The sequence below is a fragment of the Sebaldella termitidis ATCC 33386 genome (genome assembly GCF_000024405.1).
GTDB lineage: Bacteria > Fusobacteriota > Fusobacteriia > Fusobacteriales > Leptotrichiaceae > Sebaldella > Sebaldella termitidis.
On record NC_013517.1, the window covers coordinates 3,126,432 to 3,140,167 of the forward strand.

16 protein-coding genes and 1 riboswitch are annotated in these 13,736 nt (G+C 33.7%); of the genes, 2 read left to right on the forward strand and 14 right to left on the reverse strand.

From position 1 onward, the window contains the following. Positions 1 to 336: 336 nt before the first annotated feature. The gene (locus STERM_RS14675; RefSeq protein WP_012862406.1) at positions 337 to 699 is read right to left on the reverse strand and encodes a hypothetical protein; all 363 of its coding nucleotides are present in this window, start codon (positions 697 to 699) and stop codon (positions 337 to 339) included. 283 nt (positions 700 to 982) lie between these two features. Between STERM_RS14675 and STERM_RS14680 the strand changes: the two genes are divergently transcribed. Continuing rightward, the gene (locus STERM_RS14680) at positions 983 to 1,543 is read left to right on the forward strand and encodes an acetate uptake transporter (RefSeq protein WP_012862407.1); all 561 of its coding nucleotides are present in this window, start codon (positions 983 to 985) and stop codon (positions 1,541 to 1,543) included. A gap of 28 nt (positions 1,544 to 1,571) precedes the next feature. On the opposite strand, the gene STERM_RS14685 is transcribed toward STERM_RS14680, so the two are convergent. From STERM_RS14685 to lysA, 9 genes are all read right to left on the reverse strand, one after another. Then, entirely contained in the window at positions 1,572 to 2,018 is a 447-nt protein-coding gene (locus STERM_RS14685) for a hypothetical protein (RefSeq protein WP_012862408.1), read from the reverse strand. Between the two features lie 31 nt (positions 2,019 to 2,049). Continuing rightward, positions 2,050 to 3,096 carry a helix-turn-helix domain-containing protein gene (locus STERM_RS14690; protein WP_012862409.1) on the reverse strand — a complete coding sequence of 349 codons (1,047 nt, stop codon included), beginning with the start codon at positions 3,094 to 3,096 and terminating at the stop codon, positions 2,050 to 2,052. Positions 3,097 to 3,362: 266 nt separating this feature from the next. Beyond that, the gene (locus tag STERM_RS14695; protein WP_012862410.1) at positions 3,363 to 3,704 is read right to left on the reverse strand and encodes a hypothetical protein; all 342 of its coding nucleotides are present in this window, start codon (positions 3,702 to 3,704) and stop codon (positions 3,363 to 3,365) included. A 335-nt stretch (positions 3,705 to 4,039) separates the two neighbouring features. Beyond that, positions 4,040 to 5,038: an aspartate-semialdehyde dehydrogenase gene (locus tag STERM_RS14700; RefSeq protein WP_012862411.1), complete on the reverse strand. Its 999-nt coding sequence runs from the start codon at positions 5,036 to 5,038 to the stop codon at positions 4,040 to 4,042. Positions 5,039 to 5,095: 57 nt separating this feature from the next. Further along, complete coding sequence (gene dapA / locus STERM_RS14705; RefSeq protein ID WP_012862412.1) at positions 5,096 to 5,980, reverse strand: 4-hydroxy-tetrahydrodipicolinate synthase; 885 nt, start codon at positions 5,978 to 5,980, stop codon at positions 5,096 to 5,098. A 26-nt stretch (positions 5,981 to 6,006) separates the two neighbouring features. Continuing rightward, complete coding sequence (locus STERM_RS14710) at positions 6,007 to 6,444, reverse strand: hypothetical protein (protein ID WP_012862413.1); 438 nt, start codon at positions 6,442 to 6,444, stop codon at positions 6,007 to 6,009. Positions 6,445 to 6,497: 53 nt separating this feature from the next. Then, positions 6,498 to 7,355: a diaminopimelate epimerase gene (dapF, locus tag STERM_RS14715; protein ID WP_012862414.1), complete on the reverse strand. Its 858-nt coding sequence runs from the start codon at positions 7,353 to 7,355 to the stop codon at positions 6,498 to 6,500. Between the two features lie 22 nt (positions 7,356 to 7,377). Next, positions 7,378 to 8,580: an aspartate kinase gene (locus tag STERM_RS14720; RefSeq protein ID WP_012862415.1), complete on the reverse strand. Its 1,203-nt coding sequence runs from the start codon at positions 8,578 to 8,580 to the stop codon at positions 7,378 to 7,380. A 22-nt stretch (positions 8,581 to 8,602) separates the two neighbouring features. Beyond that, the gene (gene lysA, locus STERM_RS14725; protein WP_012862416.1) at positions 8,603 to 9,910 is read right to left on the reverse strand and encodes a diaminopimelate decarboxylase; all 1,308 of its coding nucleotides are present in this window, start codon (positions 9,908 to 9,910) and stop codon (positions 8,603 to 8,605) included. 88 nt (positions 9,911 to 9,998) lie between these two features. Then, positions 9,999 to 10,178, reverse strand: a riboswitch (Lysine riboswitch). Positions 10,179 to 10,447: 269 nt separating this feature from the next. Between lysA and STERM_RS14730 the strand changes: the two genes are divergently transcribed. Continuing rightward, positions 10,448 to 11,002 (forward strand): hypothetical protein, encoded by a 555-nt coding sequence (locus STERM_RS14730; RefSeq protein WP_012862417.1) that lies wholly within the window; start codon positions 10,448 to 10,450, stop codon positions 11,000 to 11,002. A gap of 341 nt (positions 11,003 to 11,343) precedes the next feature. Here STERM_RS14730 and STERM_RS14735 read toward each other — a convergent pair whose 3' ends face one another. The 4 genes from STERM_RS14735 to STERM_RS14750 all read right to left on the reverse strand — a co-directional run bounded on the left by STERM_RS14735 (position 11,344) and on the right by STERM_RS14750 (position 13,731). Further along, positions 11,344 to 11,631, reverse strand: a complete 288-nt coding sequence (locus STERM_RS14735) for a hypothetical protein (RefSeq protein WP_147289488.1) — start codon at positions 11,629 to 11,631, stop codon at positions 11,344 to 11,346. A 59-nt stretch (positions 11,632 to 11,690) separates the two neighbouring features. Beyond that, the gene (locus STERM_RS14740; RefSeq protein WP_012862419.1) at positions 11,691 to 12,017 is read right to left on the reverse strand and encodes a YqfO family protein; all 327 of its coding nucleotides are present in this window, start codon (positions 12,015 to 12,017) and stop codon (positions 11,691 to 11,693) included. A 112-nt stretch (positions 12,018 to 12,129) separates the two neighbouring features. After that, on the reverse strand, positions 12,130 to 12,396 hold the full coding sequence (locus STERM_RS14745; RefSeq protein ID WP_012862420.1) for a hypothetical protein: 267 nt from the start codon (positions 12,394 to 12,396) through the stop codon (positions 12,130 to 12,132). A 33-nt stretch (positions 12,397 to 12,429) separates the two neighbouring features. Continuing rightward, a complete protein-coding gene (locus STERM_RS14750) occupies positions 12,430 to 13,731 on the reverse strand; it encodes a PTS sugar transporter subunit IIC (RefSeq protein WP_012862421.1) in 1,302 nt (433 codons plus the stop codon). Positions 13,732 to 13,736: the final 5 nt, after the last annotated feature.

Here is a 13,736-nt window from a genome sequence, read left to right on the forward strand (position 1 = left end):
TTAACTATTTATTTTTTATTCAAAAATAATATTTTAGCTTTTAATGTATTACATAATATGTATACTAATTTAATATATTATATAAAATACTGATGTATTAGTCAACTATTTATTTTTACTGGAATTGAAAATTCACTTTTTATATCAGCCTGCTGTAAATGCCTTATTCGAGACTGCTGCCTGTTTAAGTATCAGCTGTATTACCTTCAGTCCGTATGCAGTCCGGCATTAACTGTTTTTCAAAATGGTAAAATGTCTGTTATTTTTGACCAAAATCAAACATAATATTATATTTATATTTTTTAAAAGAAAAACTGCCCGGACAGGCAGCTTTCTCTATTCATCAAGTAAAATTTTTTCCTGTGTATTTTCAGGTTCTGCACCGAGCTCCACTCTTCTTGGATTTAACTCGTTTAATTTCTCATCTTCATATTCCAGTTCAGAAAATTCCGGACTTTTTACTACTTCATCATAAAGCGGTGTTCCGTCATTAAAGTAAGAACGCATTTTATAATCCCTATTATAGTTTTCTGCAAGTATATTCTGAAATGATATATGCTCCTGCATTTCAAAATCCTCTGCACCCAGACGGTCTTTTCTGCCCAGTCTGAAATCTTTTTCTTCTTCATAATCCAAATCGGAAAACTCCGGACTTTTTACCAGTTCATCATATAATGGTATAGTATTTTTTCCAGCCATAGTGATCACTCCAATTTTTCAGATTATTTGTATATAAAAACTTATATTTTTAGTTTATCATATTTCAAAAATTTGTCAATCATTTTCTGCATATATTTATTAGATAAAAAACTTTCATATCATATATACTTGGTTTATTCTCCTTAATTACCGCAAATATATTATTTGCTCAAAAATTGTATGATCTTTTAATTTCTTCATATTTTCCGGAATTCTTTTGTTTACAATACACTTTTTATATGCTAAACTGCTTAAGGATTTTATTTTTTTAAAAGGAGCATAAATGGAAAGAATTATTAAAGATCAGACTGCAAATCCTGCCCCGCTGGGACTGTTCGGCTTTGCTATGACTACTATACTGCTTAATATTCACAATGCAGGATTTTACCCTTTAAGTGTTATGATTATGGGGATGGGAATTTTTTACGGAGGAGCTGCACAGTTAATTGCCGGTTCTATGGAATGGAAAAAAGGCAATACTTTTGGTGCCGTGGCATTTACTTCATATGGAGCTTTCTGGCTTTCCCTTGTTTTTATATGGGCAGGCCCGGTTTTGAAGCTTCCGGCGGCAGATACCGTATCTATGGGATTTTATCTTGGATTATGGGGTATTTTTACTACTGCTTTATTTATTGGAACTTTAAAAGGAAACACTATTGGAAAACTAGTATTCGGTTCACTTGCTGTTTTATTTTTCTTACTGGCAGCTGCTAATTTTTCAGGTAGTGAGGCTATTCATAAAATTGCCGGTTTTGAAGGAATACTATGCGGTTCATTTGCTTTTTACGAAGCTGCTGCAATAGTAATAAACGGTAAATTCGGGAGAAATCTTCTTCCATTATAAAAACAGCTTTGTCAGCTGTTTTTTTTATTTATTTAAAATGAATATATTCTACTCTCTTCTCTTCTGTGAATCCCAGTTTTTTGGATTCATTCACTACTTTTTTCAGGCTTACATCACTTTCTCTTAATTTATCCCCGTATTCCAGACTGTTTACTATCTTCTCTGTCTCGAATATTTTAGCATTCAGGTCTCCAAGCTCTATATTCAGATCTACTATTTCATAAAGAGCATTCATCTTAAAAATAGACACTCCCATAAATAAAATCGCATATACTGCGAGCATTATAATAAATTTGTGTTTTTTTAATTTTTCGGACTGCACCATTGCCCGGTATTTTTTCTCTTCTTTTTTCTGAAAATTATCATATCTTCTGATAATTTCAACTATAGGATTGACTATCTCTTCATCAAATTCATAATATTCCTCATACTCATAGTTATACATATATTCGTAAAAGCTCTCTTTCCTGTTCATACTACCTCCAAATACCCGTTTTATATTAGCTTTACTTTTTTTCGTTTATAAGACTCAGAAAATCTTTTTCAAGCATGTTCAGAAATTTTGCCCCTTTTTTATAGTCAATATATTTTTCAAGAACTGCTTCAATTACTATTTTCTTATATTTATCTGATTTTTCATGTTTTATTTCTGTTCCGTCGTCAGATTCTCCGCTCTTATCTTTTACATAGTTGTACAGTCTTATTTTTTCGGCTTCTGAAATGATTTTCAGCTGTCTGAGTCTTTTTATTATGACTATTTCCGGAAGCCTGTATTTCTTTCTCAGCTCTTCTAATTCATAAAAGGATATTTTCTTTCTTCTTTCCCCGATATCTTTAATTATTAATTCCCTGCTCATTAAAAAAGAAGAAGCAAATTCATTATTAACATCTTCCGTATTCAAAGCAGGATCATTTATTTCCAGTACTATTCTGGCCAGCTCGCTTGCAAGAAGGTATCTCTGTGCTTCCTCCGTTTTTTCTTTTCTCAAAGTAACAAACAGATATTTATCCTGTATATATCCTTCCTGTGCACTAAATCCCTCCACAGATTCTGCAAAAATAATTATAAGTCCGTTATTTTCAAGCAGTTCAGTCATTCCAAAAACGGCCTTTTCTCCGGCCCCGAGCTTTTTCCTTATACTTGCCGCTTTTTCTTCTATATCTTCATACGACGATATTACTTCCCTGTATTTAGCCGTATCAAAAGACGGAAATCTTTCTTTGGGAAAATACTCAAGCAGATTTGAATATTTTTCCAGTTCCTCTTTGGCAATATATTCTATAAGCTCCTTATTTTTCTTGGTTATTCTCTCTTCTTCCCTGAATTCTATATTTTTTATATCAACCAGTGTAGATGTATCCAAAACAAGTTTTTGCGTTTTTACCTTAAATATTCTGGCCATCTTCCTTATCATTTGTTTATTAGGAGATAACAGCCCTTTTTCAAATTTATTTACCGCAGTATGTGAAACACCTATTTTTTGCGCTAAATCTCTGGTTGTAAGATTATTTTTCAATCTGTTTTTTCTAATATTATCTCCTATAACACTCATGTCTTACACCTTTTTAGTTTACATTATACATTATTATTAATTTTTTGTAAACAATTTTTATGAAAAAAATATTATAAATAATCAGGTCTGTCATTTTTTATTTTAGTATTTATTTTTTGGCTTATTATTTATTTTTCATTAACAGATAAATTTATACACTAAAAAAACAGTCTTTTTTATTTCCCAAGACTGTTTTTCATATAAAAACTATTATAATTACAAAAATTCTGTGTAAAATCACCAATGATATTATGATAGCTTAAACTTCACGACAGCATAGTATCACTTACTCCTATGTATTCATACATTGAATTTTTCATAATTTCATTTTGATTTTTGAAAGTATAATCTATCATATCATTTTCATGTCCGTTTATCATTTTATATCCTTCTGATAATTCCAGCATTATCAAAGAATGCTTAAATAAATACACTTCTTCCTCTACGAGCTTTCTTGCTTTTTCTGCACCGTATTCTTTTATCAGATCTGTTATTTTCATATTTCTGTGATTATTCGGCAGTTTTATATCGGACATTTTTTCCCTGATTTCTTTCACTTCCTGTTCAGTATAAAAATTCTCTTTTTTATAGTTTGTTTCTATTTTCATAATAATACCTCCGGCTACTTTTTTTATAATTCAAGCTAGTATCCCGTTTACTTTCAGCTGAATAATAAAGTAATCAGGCTACTATACTACTTTAACATTAAAAATTAAAATAAGCTAAGCCGGATAGCTTCGATTATCACAAATTTTCAAAATATCAGTTTATGGTTTTTCCGTCATTTAAAACAATATTTTTTATTTTTCTTTGTTTTTCTGCATCAGTTGTTTTTTGAAAATTTTATAAATAAAAAAAGCATCTTTTATAAAGAATATTTTCTCTTTATATCAGATGCCTGATTTTATTACCCGATAATTATAACAACAGCTTTCATATCGATTTATACAATTTCTCTTTTTATTAGTTCTTCTGCTATCTGTACTGCATTTGTCGCAGCACCTTTTCTGATATTATCTGCTACAACCCATAAATTCAGACCATTTTCCACGGAGTCGTCTCTTCTTATTCTTCCCACGAATACTTCATCTTTTCCTGCTGCTTCAAGCGGCATAGGATAAACATTATTCTTAACATCATCTTTTACTATAACACCCTCTTTTTTAGCAAAAGCTTCTGTTACTTCTTTCAGATCAAAAGGTTTTTCCAGCTCTACATTCACAGATACTGCATGCCCCATTCTTACAGGTACTCTGACACATGTTGCTGTTACTTTCAGGTCAGGAAGCCCGAGAATTTTTCTCGTTTCTTCTACCATTTTTATTTCTTCCTTTGTATATCCGTTATCTAAAAAAGTATCAATATGCGGAATAAGGTTAAAAGCTATCTTATGAGGATACCCCTTTGAGTCTTCCCCTCTTAGATTAGCTTCCAGATCATCAATTCCTTTTTGCCCTGAACCGGCTACTGCCTGATATGTAGAGTATATTACTCTTTTAAGACCGTAAAGCTCGTCTAATACCTTTAATACCGGAATTACCTGTATTGTAGAGCAGTTTGGATTGGCAATTATTCCCGAATGATCCGCTGCTGCTTCCGGATTAGCTTCTGGTACTATCAGCGGTACATTTTTATCCATTCTCCATGCACTGCTGTTATCTACCACCACTGCATTTTTAGCAGCAAATTTAGGCCCGTATTCTTTACTTGTTCCTCCGCCTGCCGAAAACAGCGCTATATGAATATCATCCCTGATATTATCGTCATTTAATTCTATTATTTCATATTCTTTTCCGTCAAACTCTACTTTTTTTCCTGCAGATCTTGCTGATGCATAAAGATAAAGATTATCTATCGGAAAATTTCTTTCTTTTAAAACTTTCAGAAAAGTTTGTCCTACCAGACCAGTAGCTCCTACCACTGCAACATTATATTTTTTCATTTCTGTCCTTTCTCTCCATATGGAATTAATTTATTTACTTGCTATGCTTCGCATTTATTATTTAATAAGTCCTTTTTTCAAAAAAAGTTCCTTTAACTTTTGATTGTTTTTTTCTTCCTGAGAAACCAGCGGAAGTCTTACACTGTCATTATCTATTAACCCGAGTATTTTCATTGCTGCTTTTACTGTAACAGGATTCCCCTCAATAAACATATTTCTGCTGATATCATAAAGCTTCGAATGCAATTCAAAAGCCTTATCATATGCTTTTTCTTCAAACGCCTTTATAAGATTGCACATTTCAGCAGGAAGAATATTAGCCACTACTGAAACTACTCCTTTTGCCCCGATTGACAGCATAGGCAGTATCAGGTGATCCTCCCCTGACAAAATAGCCAGTCTGTCGCCGCAGAGCTCCTGAATCTTTATCATCTGTTCAAGACTTCCAGTTGCTTCTTTTATAGCAACCACTTCTTCAAGGTCAGTTAATTTTAATACAGTTTCAGGCTCTATATTTACCCCTGTTCTTCCGGGAACATTATATATCATTAAAGGAAATTTTGTAGCATCTGCTATAGCCTTATAATGCTCGAATATTCCTCTCTGCGTAGGCTTGTTATAATAAGGACATGTACTTAATGCAGCATCTGCACCAAGTGATTTTGCATATTCTGTTAGCTCTATGGCTCTCTTGGTATTATTCGATCCAGCACCGGCTATTACCTGTATTTTGCCCTTTGCCTCCTCCATTACCACTCTTATTACTTTTTCATGCTCCTCATATGATAAAGTAGGGTATTCTCCGGTTGTTCCACATGGCACTATACCGCTCGTACCATTTTCAATGTGAAAGTGAACCAATTCTCTTATTTTATCCTCATCTATCTCGTCATTTTTGGTAAACGGGGTTATTAACGCTACATAAGAACCTTTAAATTCCATAATATCATCTCTCCTATTCATAAAAATTAATATATTTTTTTAAACTCTCCTTTTTCAATTCTCCATCCCGGCCATTTTCCCTCTTCGTACAGCTCGGGAGCTGACGTATGCAGAGTATAATATCCTTCATATAAATGTTTTTTTCCTTTGGTATCTTCCGAAAATATTTTTACATTATAGGTTACCCATCTGTTTCCTGCTCCGGCATCTGAATCCTTATATTTATAATACAGATCTATATGCTTTGTATCGCTGTATCCCTTTTTCCATTTTTCAAAATCCGGTCCGGGCTTTAGTTTCCAGTAGTTCCAGGCTCTCTGAAAATCTTTTGTATTAATCGCATTTTCGAATGAAAGCATCACATGCTCGGGACTGCTCACATCATCATACTTACTTGTCATATCAGCCGGCACTCTGGTAATCACTACCAGAAAAAATAAAACATAAAATAAAATCTTTTTCATATTCAGCACCTCGATTACAAAGAATTTTTTATAAAGTTTAAAATTATAAAATACTACTCGCCTTCATAGCTGTAATATCCTTCTGCCACCTTTTCGCTGGGACCTGTCATAAAAGCTTCTTTTCCGTGTTCCGGATATTCTATCACAAGAATTCCGCCCGGTACTTCTACGTTCACCTTACTGTCTGTTTTCCCGAGATATGCCGTCAAAACTGCAGAAGCTGTGGCTCCTGTACCACAGGCCAGTGTAAGTCCTGCACCTCTTTCCCATGTTGTTACCTTTATATTATTTCTGTCCTTTATTTCTACAAAATTAGCATTTACTTTTTTAGGAAATAATTCCGTAAAATTTTCTATTTTTTTTCCTGTTCCCTCTATATCTGTTTTTGAAAGATCATCCGAAAATATCATTGAATGGTCTGTTCCCATAAATATAAACGATATCTCTATTTCTTCACCGTCTATTGTTATTTTTTCATTTATAAAATTATCTTTATCCGTATTTATCAGTTCCTTTACATTAAATACAGGCTTTCCCATATTTACCCTTGCAAAAAATGTTCCTTTTTCATCTGTATATGTATCCAGTATCATATCTCCCGGTATTGTTTTCACAGTAAACTTATCTTCTGCTACATAGCTGTTATTTTTCAGGTAATATGCAAAGCATCTTATTCCGTTGCCGCACATCGGGGCCTGACTTCCGTCAGAATTATAGTACAGCATGAAAGGAACTTCATCCACATACTTTAGTATAAGTATTCCGTCTCCTCCGATTCCGAATCGTCTGTGACACACTTTTTCGGCAAGTTTGCTGTAATCTTTTATATTATTTTTTTCAAGCTCTTTTTCATCAAATATCACAAAATCATTTCCCAGTCCGTGATATTTTTCAAATTTTAGTTTTAACATAATCTTTACTCCTCTGCCGTTTTTATATTTCAAATTCTTTTGAAAGCAGAACCGCTACTTTTTCTTTGTCTTCTCCGTTAATAATTAAAGAAATGCTTATTTCGGAAGTAGAAACCTGATGAAAGCTTATGCTGTTTTCTGCAAGTATCTTAAAGACTCTTGATGCTATACCTATATTACTGATCATTCCTATACCGACCAGTGAGATTTTCACTACATCTTTGTTAATCTCCGGCTTTATGTCAGGAAGTGCCTCTTTTATTTCCGTTATTGTTCTTTCAAGTGCAGTTTCGTCGGTCTTCGGACATGTAAATGCCATGCTGCCGTGACTGGCAGTTACATCATTCTGACTTATCATATCTATATTTACACCGTTTTTTTCTGCTGAATTAAATACTATATAGACATTTTTTGCATAAGTTGGTATATTTTCTATGTTTACCATCGCAGTATTTTCATTTATAGAAATACCTGTGATCAGCTTCTTTTCCATACATTTCTCCTCTGCACATATTATAGTTCCGTTTTTTTCTCCCAATGATTTTCCTACATAAATTTCCACTCCGTATTTCTTTCCGAGTTCCACAGCTCTGGGCTCCATTACTCCTGCGCCGAGATATGCCAGCTCCATCATTTCATCATATGAAATCAAAGGAAGCTTCTTTGCTTCTTTATATACTCTCGGATCTATGGAATATATCCCGTCCACATCAGTATATATTTCACATCTGGCATCTAAAGCCGCTGCAAGAGCCACTGCCGACGTATCAGACCCGCCTCTTCCCAGCGTAGTAACATCACCTCGTGAATTAACTCCCTGAAAACCTGCTACTATTACTATTTTTCCTTCTTTCAGCAAATCATTTATTTTATTGTTATCCACTGAATCAATGACATTTTTGGTATGAAAGCCTGATGTTTTTATTCCCGCCTGTACACCTGTAAGAGAAATCGCATCATAACCTAAGCTTTTCAATGCTATGGCAAGAAGTGCAATTGTAGTCTGTTCTCCCGTGGACATGAGTCTGTCCAGTTCTCTTTTATCCGGATCCTTTGTTATCTCCTTGGCAAGACTTATCAATGCATCAGTTCTTTTTCCCATAGCCGAAACCACTACTATCACGTCATGTCCCTGATCTTTTACCTCTCCCAAATATTTGGCTATTTCTATTATTTTATCAGTAGTCGCTACAGAACTACCGCCGTATTTATGTACGATTATCAAGGAAGCTCCTCCATTTCCATTGTTATAATTCAAATATAATATCGTTTCTTACCAGATCATCTAAAGTTTCTCTTTTTACTGCAAGCTTTGCCTGTCCGTCTTTTACAAATACAAGAGCCGGTTTTGCAAATCTGTTATAATTGCTTGACATAGAATAGCAGTATGCCCCTGTCGTAGGAACAGCTATTATATCTCCTACTTCTGCGTTCTGAAGCTTTGCATTCCCTATTAATACATCTCCCGATTCACAGAATTTCCCTGCAAGAGTTATCTCTTTTCTGTCTTCATCTTTCAGCTTATTTATTATTCCGGCTTCATATTTTGCCTGATATAAAGCAGGTCTTATATTATCAGCCATTCCGCCGTCAACAAAAACATATGTTTTTCCGCCCACAGTTTCTTTAATTCCTCCTACAGTATACAATGTTGTACCGGCATTTGCAACTATACTTCTTCCCGGTTCTATATAAAGATTTTTGAATCCTATTCTGTATTTAATTTCCATAGCTTCAGTATATGTAATTACTTCCTTTAGAAGCTCGTCAAGCTTTGGCGGCTGGTCTCCCTCAGCATAATAAACTCCGAAGCCTCCGCCCATATTTACAGTTTCTACTGCTATTCCCAGTTCTTCTTTCAGCTTGCTAAGATATTTGAATATTTCATCAAGTGCAAATATAAAGAATGCTGACTGAAAAATCTGTGATCCTATATGGGTATGAAATCCTTTAAATTCAATAAATTCACTGTCATCAAGTCTTTTTACTATATCAAAAAGATTCTCCTGAAATAATGAAACCCCGAATTTTGAAGTCAGACCTGAGGTTTTTATATACTCGTGTGTATGTGCCTCAATTCCTGGATCTATTCTCAAAAGCACCGCCTGCTTTTTATTTTTTTCTCTGCATATTCTTTCTATTTTTTCTATTTCATCTTCATTATCTATAACTATTTCTTTTATTCCATATTCTATTGCCATATTCAATTCTTCATCAGACTTGTTATTCCCGTGCATATGTATTCTCTCCATGGGAAATCCCGCTTTTACAGCTGTATATAATTCTCCCGCAGATACTACATCAAGATCCAGACCCTTTTTGTTAACAAGATTTACCATTCCTGTGGTAAGAAATGCCTTTCCTGCATAAGCTATCTGTGTATTGAATCTTTCTGATACAAAAGCTTCCTTCATTATATCAATAGTATCTTCAATAAGTTTTTGATCCATTACATAAAGCGGTGTGCCGAATTCCTCTGTAAGCTTTTCAGTATCTATCCCTCCGATTTCAAGATTTCCTCTTTCGTTAATTTTTGATGTTCCGAATAATTTCATAATTTTACTCCTCTCAAGTCATATATAAAAATGCTGATAGACAAGCCATCAGCAGATAAAATACTATTTATATAAAAGTACTGTATTTATACCTGATAGCTCAACATTACCGATAAACGGAAATGACAGTCTTATGGATATTTTCCACAAGCCCAGCTGTGAAACCTGTCAGTTTCTCACAGCTTCGGCGGATACTCCTTTTGATTTATATCACAGACTGACAGTCTCAATAAATCTACTCTTAGCTTTCCGCGCCTCTATCTATTATTTTTTACAATTATAAACTATTTAGCTTGAATTGTAAAATAATTTTTTCATATACCTAAATTATATTTCATTAATGTATCCATGATAACATATATTGATATCTTAATCTGTACATTTCTTTTTTCCTGTGATAAACTTGGTTATATCTGAAATTATATAACTGATCCTTTCTGGAAAAAACAGCTTTCTATAATTAAGAAAGAATCAGTATTTTTCTCCGGATCAGCAGATAAAAAGCTGAAAAATTAAGATTTAATATGAGGTGGTATTATGAAGAAGATAAAAATCAGTGATATTCCATGGAAGGAGCTGACTACTCCTTACGGGAGAGGAACAGATATTCCCAGACTTATTGAGAACAGAAATTACAAAGAATTAAATAATCTTCTGGAACATCAGGAAACATTATGGCAGGTTACTCCATGGGGAGTATACTTTCTCCTTATCCAGCTGGAAGAAGACTTTGCGGAGGGAAAAAAGAATTTTAGCTTTGATCAGATGGAAATTTATGATCTGGTTCTGACTTCATTTAAAAATGTTATCCAGAATGATTATGATAAGTCAGAGATTTTTACTGATCCTCTTGAGCTTATTTCAGAAGGTTCCTTATGGTCTGCTCCTGAGGATGACGACGAATTATACTGGGAAGAAGAATTCCCACCCGGCTACGATGACATTTCATTTTTGAATACTTATTACTATTCATGGAAATTCATAAATGACAAAGCCGGATTATTTGAAAAAATAAAGGATTCTACAGACAATAAGGAGCTTAAAGATTTTTTGACCGGCATTCTTGCGGAATTAAAAGAATTTTCAGTATAGATATGAAATTTTGATACTTTTATTTATAAAATTGAAAAATGATACAAAATTAAAATATGAAGAGAGAATATTTTTATTCTTTTCTTCATATTTTTACAATTCAAACTATCTATTAACTATTTTTCCCGCTTTATTGATTCCAGATACTCTTCAAATGTAATAAATCCTCCCTCCCAGCCAAAGTCTAAATCAACATACCATTTCTCTACATAGTATCCTCTTGATCTAGGTTTCAAATTCTTTTTTATTTTATATTCAGCAAGATATCCCCTAGCTTTTTTTATAGTTGAAAAGAATCCTAGAATCTCGTTATCTTCTGTATCATCCTTATATTCTTTATGCTACCCTAAAAGATAGACTTTTTTAAATTCTCTATTATCTTTTTTTCCGTCTATAATATATTTTTTTATTTTGAATCCATTGGGAAATCTTTCAAACCCCTCATATTTGACATATTCCTGCACTTTTTCTTCTGCTTTTTCAAGTGTTGAACAAATTCCGATATATTTTCTCTCTATCAAGTTCTTTTCTGCTTTTCTTGTATGTGTTAAAAAATAGACCATAAAATCATCCCCTATATTTTTAGTTCTCCTAAGTAAAATCATAATTTTTTTATACTTAAAATTCAACTTTATATAAAATACCCGCACAAAAAATTTAATTTCCCTCTACAGGTATTTACACTAACTCAATTCTGAAAAATCCTCTTATCATACACCTTATATATTTCATATGCCGGTTCCTCGTAAGGATGCTCTTTCAGCAGTATTTCCACTACATTCTCAATATATTCAGCCGAGCAAAGCATTTCTATCCTGTACTCTGCCACTGTCTCCATTTCTCCTGTTTTCCCCAAAAAAGGGTCACTTCCTGTAAGGGGTCTGAACTGTCCGGTACCTTTTACTTCAAAGGAACACATATCATAATTTTCATATTTTCCTGCCCCGGCTTCAAATAAAGATTTTTTCATATTTTCCTTATATTCCTCAGGTATAAAAAAGACAAACTTATACATTTTTATCTTCCTCGCTCTCCAAAATTAATTATCCAAAAAGGGAGAAAAAAACTCTTCTCCCATATATAATATCACTTTATTAGTATTTAGAACATCATTTTAAAATATCTTTTTATTTTCCCGTTTCATTATACCTTTCCACTCTTTTGGCATAATGTATCTGAATTAAAGCTGCGAAAAATACCGTAACCAGGATTATCAGCCCGTAAAATCTGTTTCCCAGTACCGCACATATTAACACACTTATAAATACTCCTCCTATACTCATAAGTACAAGTTTAAACGTTCCTATATTTCCCAGTTTTTCATTTTTCCCGAAAATAATGCGGGTTATTGCTATAATCACAGCTAAAATAACTGTTCCAAAAACTGAATACATATTCTCCACCTTTTCTTTCAATAAATTATTTTTTTATTCTCCGACAGACTGTACATTTTCATTGTCCAGAGTTCTCTTTTCAAACAGCTTGAAAAAGGGATAATATATGGCAAGTGATACAAAAAAGCATATAAAAACAAGAACGCATGCCATCCAGTTCCAGTTTGTCGTTATCAGTGCTCCTAATGGTGCCGGCACTGTAAAGGGAGGTTTTACCATCATTCTGGGTATAATGTTTAAAGCAGTAAAAATATATACAATAATAGTGTTAACCACAGGAACCAGCATAAACGGCACTGCCAGAAGAGGATTCATTACTATGGGTGCTCCGAATATCATCGGCTCGTTTATATTAAAAATTCCGGGAAGTATAGAAAGCTTTCCAAGCTGTTTCAGATACTGTGATTTTGATGTCATAAAAAGTACTACCAGTGCCAGAGTTCCTCCTGTTCCTCCCATCTGTGCATACCATTGAAAAAACTGTTCTGTAAATATGTTCGGAAGCTGATAAGCACTTATTCCTGCCTGGAATAATTCCATATTCTGTATTATCGCCTGATCCCAGAATGGTCTGATTATTGGACCCAAAACTGCATGACCGTGTATACCGAAAATCCAGAATAAGCATATGAAAAATTGTGTTAAAACTCCGCCGATAAGATTATTCCCTGTTAAAAATACCTTTAACGGAGAAATTGCAAATGATATGATACCATTCAGATCAAATCCGAAAAAATGACGAGGTATCCAAAATAATATTATTATAATAAGCGTTGGAAATAAAGCTGCGAACGAACTTGCCACTACAGGCGGTACTCCGTCAGGCATCTTTATTTCTATCTTCTTTTCTTTTACAAAACGATAAATTTCCACTGCTATAAGTGAAGCCACTATAGCACCGAAAAGACCCTGTGAGCTGAGCGGAGCTATAGGAATGTATCTCCCTGAAACTGTTGTTCCTGCAGTAGTCACACCTTCTTTTATATTTACAGGTACTATCATAAGTATAGTAGCCAGCATAGCCAGAAAACCGCTTGTTACATCATCAAGCTTATAGCTTTTTCCAAGAAAAGATCCTATGGTAAATGCACTGTATAAAGACATTATTCCCACTGTAAAACGAAAAGGAATATCCAGTGCGTCTTTATAAGGAGCTATTAACTCTGCATATCCGTTTATCGGAATATTCAGCAATATTACAAAAAATGAACCGACAATTGTAAGCGGCAATATAGAAATAAGTCCGTTTCTTACTGCCTGCATGTGCCTCTGGCTCCCTATTGCATTTGCCACAGGCATCATTTTTTCCGCAAATCTTTCTAATACTTTCTCCATCCTAA